We start from the raw sequence: 9,920 nt of genomic DNA, 5'->3' as shown, positions 1-9,920 counted from the left end.
TTCTCTCCCAGCGCGGTGGCTCTAGTTCTTCTTTTGCCACCGTTCTCATCTTTGGTTAGTCTAAACTACAGTAATTAGATTAGTTACTAATAATTTTCTTGGTGGCGCGGTGTTATGACAGCCCTTGAACCTGTTACCTTCAGAGACCTCATAGACGCGATCGCCACATTGCCGATTATCAACTTTCCCGAGAATTCGAGTCAGTTGAATAGCAATAAGTGGGAAGTGAGTTGCAACAAGCGCCTCCGATTGCCCAGAAAGCGATTGAGCCGGATTTGGTTGGCCATCAAAGAATAGAAGCCAGTTAGCCTACTTGACGTAATGCCCCTTTCGTCCAATAATGAAGGAATTTACCCGTCAAGGATGCGCCGTGAAGGTTCAAGGGAATGGGCGCGCTAAGATTTTGACGCCCGCAGAAATTGACCGACTGTTTGACCGGGGTTTTATTACAGCAAGGGACAGGCTTTTGTTTGCTGTAACTTTTTACTGTGCCTGCCGCATTTCAGAGGCGTTAGCTTTAACAACTCACGACATTGTTGGGGGGTCAGTCACGTTGCGGAAAGCGACGACAAAGGGGAAATCAGCAACGCGAACGCTGCCGCTCCATCCTATGCTGGCTAAGTATTTAAAGGCTTACAATCCAGATGTAGGTTTTTTGTTTCCGGGGCGAGACAATACGAAGCCTTTGACTCGCGCCGCATCGGATGTGATTTTTAAAGAAGCTTGCAAGCGGGTAAGAATTAAGGGGGCTTCAACACATTCGATGCGGCGGACGGCGCTGACTAATTTGAGCAATGCGGGGGTGCCGCTGCGGGTGATTATGGAGATTTCGGGACACAAAAATTTGTCTAGTCTCCAGCGCTATTTGGAGGTACAGCCGGAACAGCTTGTCAAGGCGATTGGGCTCTTGAAGTAAGGCGACAGAGCTCAATATTTTCCTGTCCTTTACTATTACGGCAGTTTATAGATATTCCGAAACCGACAGCATTCAGCATCAAACAGCAACTTAACTGTTCCCGTTCCGCTATTCCGTCCTTTCAATCCAATAATTTCAGCCGTTCCCCCATCAGGAGAATCAGGATTGTAATAATCGTCCCTGTAAACTCCAAGCACAACATCCGCATCCTGTTCAATTCCACCAGAACCACGCAAATCCGATAAACTCGGACGCTTATTCGTGCGAGTCTCTACCCCCCGATTGAGCTGAGAAAGCAGCACAACCGGCGCATCAACCTCGCGAGCTAAAATCTTCATCTGCCGCGTAATTTCGCTGATTTTATTGACAACATTTTCATCCGCCGAATTGACCATCAATTGCAAGTAATCAATAATTACCAAACCCAAGGAACCTCGCTCACAAACAAACTCCCTAACTCTGGAACGAATCTCCAAGGGAGACGGTTCCAAACTTTCGTCTATCCAAAAATCAGCATCGCTAACTTTCCCTAAAGCCGAAGCTAGCACTTCGTACTTACCAGCTAGGTTAACTTTCCTGATATCTTTCACCGACACCCCACTCTCAAGTGCCATTAGTCGCGCTGCCAAGTCCCGACCCGGCATTTCCATCGAAAACATCAAAACCCGACCGTTCCTGGGGAGGGAAGCAATGTTGTACCCAAGCGCGCAAGCCAAAGCTGTTTTGCCACTGCCGGGGCGACCTCCTATGACAATCAATTCGCCTCGGTAAAATCCCCCTCCCAATAGGTCGTCGAGGTCGTAAAACCCTGTGCTGATTCCAGGAAAGTAGTTAGCAGTCTCCAAGCGCTCTTCCTCAATTTCATCTAGATATCGCCAAAGCTCCCCGCAGTATTCCGAGAGAGGCCGAATAGCTTTTTGCCGCTCTTCTTTGTACTTATTGAGGGCAAAAATCTTTTCCTCGGCTTTATTTAGTATCGCATCCAATTCGGTGGAAGTCTCGTAGCCAAGCTGCACGAGGTCATTACCAACTTTGATGAGTTCGCGCCGGACAAACTTGTCTACGACTAGCAAGGCATATTGGTCGATGTTGACGGCTGAAACAGTTCGGTCTACCAGCATTACCAGTTTGGTTTGACCCCCTACTACTTCCAGGAGGTTGTGGTCGTCGAGGAAGGTGGTGACGTTCATCAAATCTGTGGGCTGCTCCTTAGAGTGCAGCGCTAAAGCGGCCCGATAAATGTGTTGGTGGACTGTAATTGCTAACGCTTCGGGACGCAGAATATTTGCGACTCGGTTAATCGCGATTGGGTCGATCAGAATTCCGCCTAAAATTGCTTCCTCTGCATCAATATTGCTCGGAATAAATTTGTCAACTAAACTGACTGCCATGTCTGGTATTCTCCTTTGATCTTGTTGCTAATTCAACTGTGCGAAAAGTTGTCTAAAAGATGAAAAGCTGTCTAAATGGGTTGGACGATCACTGTTTTCACAGCTAAGCTAAATAGCTAAGTAGTAGACAATTTGTTCACAATTTGTTTTGCTTGCTGAGGAAATCGCTGTATCCACTGCAAGTAAATTTGCTGCTGAATACCTAGCGCTGCGAAAGCTTCTTCGCCTAGTTCTTGGAACTGTTCGGATAACTTTCGGTGAGTTGTTAATGGCATATACTGAGGGTCAATATAATCCTCAGTTATTCTTGTTGTCTGTGCAGAAGGAGAATTTTTTGGAGTTGGAGAAGAGCCTGCTGAAGCTGGAGACGAAACAACATTTGTTGGGTTCGAGTTTGGAAAACCATTAGTTTTTCCCCACCAACGACCGCGCAAACAGTCAACAATCCATCCTGAAGGGTTAGATATTTGCTTTGTTTGGCTTCTGATTTGCAGCAGGTTTATGGCTGCTTGAATTTCTTCTAAGTTGTACTGGAGGACGCAAACTCTCAATTCGGGATTCATCCCTCCTGTGGCTTGCATAACTATCTCGACAATCTGAGTCGCATCGGGGTTTGTAATTGCAACCGCTTCAGAGTTAGCAATCGCAACTACTTCGGCAATTTTAGTCGTTTCGGAATTGACAATTGCAACCGCTTCGATAATTTCAGTTACATCAGGATTGGAAATTGCAACCGCTTCGGAATTGGCAATTGCAACCACTTTGACAATTTCAGTTGCTTCGGAGTTAGCAATCGCAACCGCTTCGGCAATTTCAGTTACATCAGGGTTGGCAATTGCAATCGCTTCATAATTGGCAATTGCAACCACTTCGGCAATTTCAGTTGCTTTGGAATTGGCAATTACAACTGTTTCGACAATTTTAGCGACTTGAGGATTAACGAACGAAGATGTTTCGAGATTTAACCGGACAGCTTTGTTGGTTATTGTTGGTTCGGCGCCAGAGATTCTTTGATGGTCGAGGCTGTCGAGTTTTGTGGGTAGTTTTTGCGGGGGTTCAGAGGTTAAACCTGTTTGTTCTGAACTGCAAGGTATTGTCGCATCATCGATCGCTTGAATTTTATCTGAATTAGTATTCAGATATTCAGCGGTTGGGGCGGAATATTTATCCTCAGTTAGAATTTTTAGTCTTTGTTGTGAATTTTTATTTGACTGACTGTCTTTGGTCTGGATTTGAGTAGCAGGTTTTGGTTCTACATTTTTTGGTTTTACATTTGTCTTGGCTAAATTTTCTCTTTCTTCAAAAAAACTTAAAAAAACAGCAGCAACATTTTCAGTGCTTTGCTGTCCTTTCTTATCCTCTGTAAAGAGTACGGCGCCATCAGGGTTTGAACCCTCTATTTGCTCAATTTTTGACTGTTGACGTTGATTTTTTGATGAGTTGCTCAGTTTTTGGAATTTTGAGTGGGTATGAGTGAAGGGGCGAACGTCGCCCAGGTGCTGCACTGCTATGCGAAAAATGCCGCGTCCGTAGTTTTTCAGGATTTTGACCAAACCGAGTTTTTCGAGCTGTCTGAGGGCTGTCCGCCTGGTGTTGGGGCTGTAGGGCTTGCCATTGCGGACTCTTGTGGCTCGTTTTTCGCCCAAGGGGATGTCATAGATGTCGATTTCCTCTGGTTTGCCGCCGATGCAGGTTCTGTACAGGTAGAGGGCGAGTTTGATGGCGCTGGGGGTAGCGCCTTCGAGTACGTCGGCCAGGGCTTCGTAAATTGAGGCATATCTGGTGAGTGGTGGTTTGTGCCAGGTAGTTGTATCTGCAACCATTTTTTGTTCGCGGTAAAAATGAGCGTGTCACTTTTAGCGGCTGTGGTAGCTACTAGAAGCGTGCGAGAGGGGTTGTTATGGATTTGGTCGGATTTGGTCGCGGGGTATCCGCTCGTGCTTGCAGCAGGAAGGCGAGATGCGCTCCATCGCGCTGCATTGGCGATCGATCGTCGAGCCCGTGCGATTATTTTTTCCATCCTGCCAGGTCGATCGTCGCGGGATGTGGTGGCGGATCAGTCTTGTCAGACTTATAAGAGTTGTAATCAAAAGCTGAAACTTATATATAGCAAGAGTTTCAAAAAATCATAATCCTGGGATGTGGATAAGATTATCCTGGGATGTGGATAAAATTGTCCTGGGATGTGGATGTTTTTGTAATCAAGCTTAAACCCATATACTGTAAGGGTTCAAGCTCGATTTTTTAAGTTTTTTTTATGATTACACGGCTGCTGTCAGCTTGATTACGGCAACTAGCCCTTTAGGCTCGCTGGATCTCGCTAATTCTGAAAATAGGAGTATTTGAATGCGTTCACCTGCATAGCTATCCGCGAGATACCGGACAAAACTGGACAACCAGCTCAAACCAGTAAAGATACAGCCCGGTAAAGTCTGGACTGAGGTTGCGTTAAGAAAGTCATGGCACCCGCAAGATACGCAGCCAGCCCCAGGCTCTGTCGCTGCGATCGCTCAAATTGAATAACAACTTGAATAACCAATCTTTTATTGATCGGGCGTAAAAAATTTTTGCTTGCTGTTGATTAGTAAGGCTTTTGCTGGGTAACATCAAAATTCTCTAACGTGCCTAAAATCGACACAGCGCAAGGTCAAAGTTTTTTATCTGCTTGAAGTCACGATCGTAGGATAAAAAACACTAACCCAATCTATGAGCAGCTTTGGGTAATACAATTTCTCTAAAATGCTGCTACAATGCGGGTCGAGTACCCAATACAATTAGATTCGAGCGGTACAAACTACTGTTGCATTATTTTGGAGAAATGGTATAAGTTTTCCGAAGCAGCGACCAGTGAGGCGACGAGTCAGTTTGGTACGAGTACCGCGCCCCAAAACTGAATTCAACAGCCGACAAGTTTCAAACCCCCATCGATCTAAAATCTCCAATCTCAAATGTGATCGACTTCACTCAGCGATATCCAATAGAGCGAGCAATTTAGTCTCTATTTCCGGGCTGACAGTCCGCTGACCACGCTCTATCTGAGCAATCAGCGACTGTGAAACCCCCAACCAACCAGCTAATTTTCTCTGAGTCCACCCCTTACCTTCACGGGCTTTTCGCACGGAAGCACCTGCTATCGAGAGTGGTTTTGCCGAAGCGCGCTTTAATTGTTTGGGTTGGGTCTTCTTTGAGATTAAAAGTGGGATGGGTTCTGGCTGAAGGATGGTAATTTTGGCCGCCAGCCAGCATTCCAGGTAGCCTTTTGGGTTTCTTTCTTTGTTCTCAGGCTGAAGTTTATCTGGATAAGTTTCCGGGTCAAATTCTATTTGCCACTCCAGATTCATTAATAGTTTTAAGGCACTATCCCAGCTCTGCTTTAATTTGTAGGCTTTGCGATTATCGCTGCGAGCTGAGTCAATTTGTGGAGATGGTAAAATCGCTTTTAGTAGCGTTAAAACTCGGTATTCACCACTGGCGTGAAATCGGCTTTCTATGGTGACATGAATTGCTAGTCTTAAGGCAAATTCGTTATGGTACGGATCGATTCTCAGCACTTGCTGGGAAAGATAGCCAAACTGATATAACGCTTCTCTCGACTTGGCTCCAGCTCGGTTCAAAAAATCCTGAGTCCACAATCCGGGTTGGACTGTGATGTAGATTTCATGGGGGTTGTCTATCTTACCTTCAAAATTTAACTGACCTTGGGGTTTGATGTAGACATTCCACATTCTCCCTACAGGAGCACTAGCTATAATTTGCCCTTTCTTGTTCATTCCCTCAATCCAAACAGCTTTGACCAACAAACAATCAAGGGCAAATGCTGTATTAGCAATCTCTAGCAGTTTTTCTATTTGAGTTTTTTTGTGATTTTTATCCCATCCCATTTCCTTAACAATATCGCTGGCTTTTAGTGTAAAGCTGCTGTGCCAAGGAGTCTCTTGTTTCATGGTGTGAGCTGCAAAAATAATGTGCAATTTTGCGCTGGTAAACCCAAACTTATCAATGATTTGCTGGGCTTCGTTCCAAGGCAGCAGGGTAATGTCACCTGGGCTGGAAATGTAATGCTCGATATAATTGTTTGAGTTACCCTTTGCTTCATGTTGAAAAACAGCAATACTGCTGGCAGCTTCATACCACAAATCAGGTCGGATCTGCGCGCGGAGACTGGAAGCCATCAGAGCTGCTGTTGGAACAGCTTCTACAGATTTATTCTTGAATAATGGGGGTTCGGTTACTGGAATTGGAAGGGGTGCAAGTTCTAAGATTTTTGCCAACTGAGCTGCGGATAGATTTTGTATATTTATTTGTTGTAGTAATTCATCGGCAGCATGATATCCACACGCACTAATTATCTGAGATTCTGTCCGGGATTCGGATTTGGGTAAGGATGCGTCAGGGTGAAAAGCGATCGTTCCAGGCAGAATATCCGATAGGTTTTCTCCTCGCTCGCAGATATCTAATTGATTCAGTATCCACTCTGCATTCTTTTCCAGAAAATCAGATATAAAGTATTTCTCGAATGTTTTTTCAATAGTTCCTAATAATTGTGGGGTGATTTTTAAATCGCGATACGGTAAGTGTTTTATTCCACTGTTTTGAGATATAATTGTTTTCAAAACATGATGCAATCGGGTAGCAATATTCACTAATATTGAAGATAGGAGTTTACCTTCTCTACCTAGTTTGAGAGCGTATTGTTGGATGCGATCGCGGTCTCTCATAAGGACAATGTGTTTTCAGGTTGCCACATATATCGAATCAAGCAAGATTTAACCCGCCGACTATTAATGGTAAACTCCTCAAGGCGATCGGTGCTTGCTACAACCAACAAAAAGCTGTTTTGCGATCGAAATTACCGTCTGACAGAACAACTTATCAAAAAATTCAAAAACTGACTCACAAGCTTGCATTGCCTCATGGATAACTACCTCCACAATGCAATTCGTTTATTATAGATTGTCTGGCAGCTAATCAGATCGAAGGCGATCGATAAAAACGATGGGTAGAAACAGTCGATCGATTTCAGCAGACAGCCCCATCGAAACTTTGTTGTTATACCAAATTCATAAAATATCGCTAAATATCTACCCCCTCAACTCCCCCGTTCGAGGGGAGGAGTTAGAACTGCCTCTGTAGCAGAAATTTATGAAATTGGTATTATTCCCCACCATTTTGTTTCAAAACCGCCTCAATTTCCGCCAGCTTTTGGCGCAAAACCTCCTGCAACTCCACCAGTTGTTCAACCTCAGCTTGCTCCAACACTTGCGGTGACAGCTTTTTCAAATTCCCGGTTGCCAACTTGACCTGCTTGAACGGGCGGGCTGCTCCTGGGAAATCATCCAGAGTGGAACTGATAATTTCTTGCACCAATTTACGAGTTTGGGTCACTGACAATTTATCGGCAATAACTTGATTAGTTGTTTTAACTCTAATCGGCAGCGCTTCTTCCTCTGGCAAGACTAAATTTTTAGCAGAGAGTTTAGAAAGAGCCATTGCATGAACCCCTTTAAGTCCTAATTGCCTGATAGCAGTCTTAAGGTCATCAGCCAAAGACAGCATCGGGAAAATGTTGGCATCGATAGAAGCGGGATTGAGCTGCAAATCCAACAGTGTCCGCAAAACGGCCAACTCTTGTTCATCCAAACCCAAAGCGGCCAAACCCTGTTGCTGCTCGTCAGGTGCCACCGTCACCAACTCGGAAACCAAGTTCATCCGTTTTTGCGCGTTCAAGCGTCGCACCACTGTCGAGAGAATGCGGGGGATAGTTGCAGCTTCCAAACCCGTATTTTCAGACAACTCCCGCACAATAGCTTCTGCTTTATCGAGGGGATTGAGATCTTCCCGGTGCAGGGAAGTCAGCAGTGCTTTGCGGTGCAAAGCCGCGGGTTCTGGAACGATCACAGCTTGTAAAGTTTCCCAGCCCAGATTTTTAGCGCTGCGCCAGCGCCGCTCTCCATCGAATATCACCAAATCCCCCCGTTGAATCAAGATAATGGGTTGCAGTTGTCCGTCACTAGCGAGGGAACGGGACATGGACTCGATACTTTCCGGCAAAAATGTCTGTCTGGGTTGTTCAGGATTAGGCTGAATTTGTAAGAGTGAAATGGAGAGGATACCGCTGGCGGATTCTAGTTGTTCTCGCAGTGCAGTCAATTGAGATTCCAATTCCGTTGAACCCGATTTTCGCAGTTCTTCAATTTCTGCTTTGAGTTCCTGAATCTCGGATTCAGCTTCAGAGAGGTGCATTGACTGCTTGGCGGATGAAAAATAATTTCCCAAGTCGGGAGCTTTACGGGTGGCCATAGCGATTTTAGATTTTAAATTGGGGATTGGAAGAAGTCAGTTCATGGCTATAAGCCAAAAACGAAGGATTCGTTTTCGCCGGCGCAAGTTGTGACTGTGAATCAAACACTATTTCTTTTTTTTTCCTTTTTTGGCAATAGCCGGAGCAACTCCATTTCCCATTAAAGTAGCCAGGTGCTTAACAATTTCTTTGAAGTCGCCTAAAGCTGGGTGAAGCGGGCGATAAAGGTGTAATGGCAACCCTTGACCGCTGGCATTAACAAATTCTGCACTGTCCCGAATAGGTGGAAAAACGCGGATATTCATCTGCTCTAGCTGGGCTGGCAAGGACTCTAAAAGTTGTCGGTGGACGGCTCGTTTCGTATCGTATTGGTTGGGTACAAACCCTAAGATTTCTGGTTGCGGCTTGAGGCGTAATTGTTTGCAATGGTGGTAGTACCACTCCAGCAGGTGAGCTGCTCCTTGAATTGATTTTGGTTCGAGCTGTACGGGCACTATTATATGAGTGCAAGCAGTTAGTGCCATCAAGGGCAAGGGGCCGAGGGTAGCGGGGCAGTCGAAGATAATTAGGTCGTGATCCATTGGATAGTCACTCAGGCAATCGCCCAGAAGATAAGCGCCACGCTTGTGCAGAACTAACTCGTCTGCTGTTTGCGTCAGCGTCATTCCGCCTTGACAAACGGTTATATTATTGGTGTGGGAACTCCAGCTAGGAGTAAGAGGCCAAGAGCCATTGAAGCTTTCTCGCATTATGGCGGACAGTGTGTGTTCTGGCTCTGGCGGATTTAGACCGCAAAAAAGGGTCAGGGAGCCTTGGGGGTCGAGATCCATAATGGCTACTTTCAAACCCCTTAACCCCAGTTCGTAGGCGAGGTGAACTGAAAGTGTGGTTTTGCCAGTGCCGCCAGCATTGCTGATGACTGCTAGTCGAATTTGCATGGTTTTGAATTAAGTAGATGATTTAAGTATGATATATCGAGAGTCGGCATCAGATATCGATATATGAGAGGGCATCGCCGCTAACTACCGTTCTGCCTTACGTTGATCCAGCAAGTTAATATTTAGTCTGACGAGTAGATTATCGTCAAGTTTAGTACGGGGAAGATTGTTGAAAAGAATTTAAGTTCGATCGCTAGACTGAAACACGGAACGTCATATATCGATATCTGAGGTATGGGATCTAACCGCCGAGTTAACTTCGAGCGCAGTCTTGGGACGGTGCGATCGTACAATGTACTAGGGCATCGGTACAGTATTAGATATTGACAAAACATGGTAGATATGGTATGTAAATTGAGGAACCTGTTGAATTA

General features: G+C 45.3%; 9 protein-coding genes. 4 read left to right on the top strand and 5 right to left on the bottom strand.

Annotated features, from left to right (window positions below; genetic code table 11):
• Positions 1–114 precede the first annotated feature (114 nt).
• Both QUA02_RS32170 and QUA02_RS32165 read left to right on the top strand, forming a co-directional pair.
• Positions 115–297, top strand: coding sequence for a hypothetical protein (locus QUA02_RS32170; RefSeq protein ID WP_333033771.1), 183 nt, complete (start codon positions 115–117; stop codon positions 295–297).
• A gap of 43 nt (positions 298–340) precedes the next feature.
• On the top strand, positions 341–916 hold the full coding sequence (locus tag QUA02_RS32165) for a tyrosine-type recombinase/integrase (RefSeq protein ID WP_333033770.1): 576 nt from the start codon (positions 341–343) through the stop codon (positions 914–916).
• 35 nt (positions 917–951) lie between these two features.
• On the opposite strand, the gene dnaB is transcribed toward QUA02_RS32165, so the two are convergent.
• Together dnaB and QUA02_RS32155 are read right to left on the bottom strand one after the other, a co-directional pair.
• Entirely contained in the window at positions 952–2,307 is a 1,356-nt protein-coding gene (gene dnaB / locus QUA02_RS32160; RefSeq protein ID WP_333033768.1) for a replicative DNA helicase, read from the bottom strand.
• Positions 2,308–2,423: 116 nt separating this feature from the next.
• Positions 2,424–4,130 (bottom strand): eS19 family ribosomal protein, encoded by a 1,707-nt coding sequence (locus tag QUA02_RS32155; protein ID WP_333033767.1) that lies wholly within the window; start codon positions 4,128–4,130, stop codon positions 2,424–2,426.
• Between the two features lie 18 nt (positions 4,131–4,148).
• Here QUA02_RS32155 and QUA02_RS32150 point away from each other — a divergent pair, with 18 nt between their 5' ends.
• Positions 4,149–4,439, top strand: a complete 291-nt coding sequence (locus QUA02_RS32150; RefSeq protein WP_333033766.1) for a hypothetical protein — start codon at positions 4,149–4,151, stop codon at positions 4,437–4,439.
• Between the two features lie 828 nt (positions 4,440–5,267).
• Here QUA02_RS32150 and QUA02_RS32145 read toward each other — a convergent pair.
• Complete coding sequence (locus tag QUA02_RS32145; RefSeq protein WP_333033765.1) at positions 5,268–7,025, bottom strand: helix-turn-helix domain-containing protein; 1,758 nt, start codon at positions 7,023–7,025, stop codon at positions 5,268–5,270.
• A 20-nt stretch (positions 7,026–7,045) separates the two neighbouring features.
• On the opposite strand from QUA02_RS32145, the gene QUA02_RS32140 reads away from it, so the two are divergent.
• The gene (locus QUA02_RS32140) at positions 7,046–7,228 is read left to right on the top strand and encodes a hypothetical protein (protein WP_333033763.1); all 183 of its coding nucleotides are present in this window, start codon (positions 7,046–7,048) and stop codon (positions 7,226–7,228) included.
• A gap of 233 nt (positions 7,229–7,461) precedes the next feature.
• Here the strand turns inward: QUA02_RS32140 and QUA02_RS32135 are convergent, their stop codons facing one another.
• Positions 7,462–8,607, bottom strand: a complete 1,146-nt coding sequence (locus QUA02_RS32135) for a ParB/RepB/Spo0J family partition protein (RefSeq protein ID WP_333033762.1) — start codon at positions 8,605–8,607, stop codon at positions 7,462–7,464.
• Between the two features lie 108 nt (positions 8,608–8,715).
• Positions 8,716–9,546: a ParA family protein gene (locus QUA02_RS32130; RefSeq protein WP_333033761.1), complete on the bottom strand. Its 831-nt coding sequence runs from the start codon at positions 9,544–9,546 to the stop codon at positions 8,716–8,718.
• Between the last annotated feature and the right edge of the window lie 374 nt (positions 9,547–9,920).

The sequence above is a fragment of the Microcoleus pseudofavosus SVA1_A4 genome (assembly GCF_036700565.1).
Classification (GTDB): domain Bacteria; phylum Cyanobacteriota; class Cyanobacteriia; order Cyanobacteriales; family Microcoleaceae; genus Microcoleus.
Note: the sequence above shows the minus strand (reverse complement) of the source record. Positions and strands in the feature narration are given on the sequence as shown.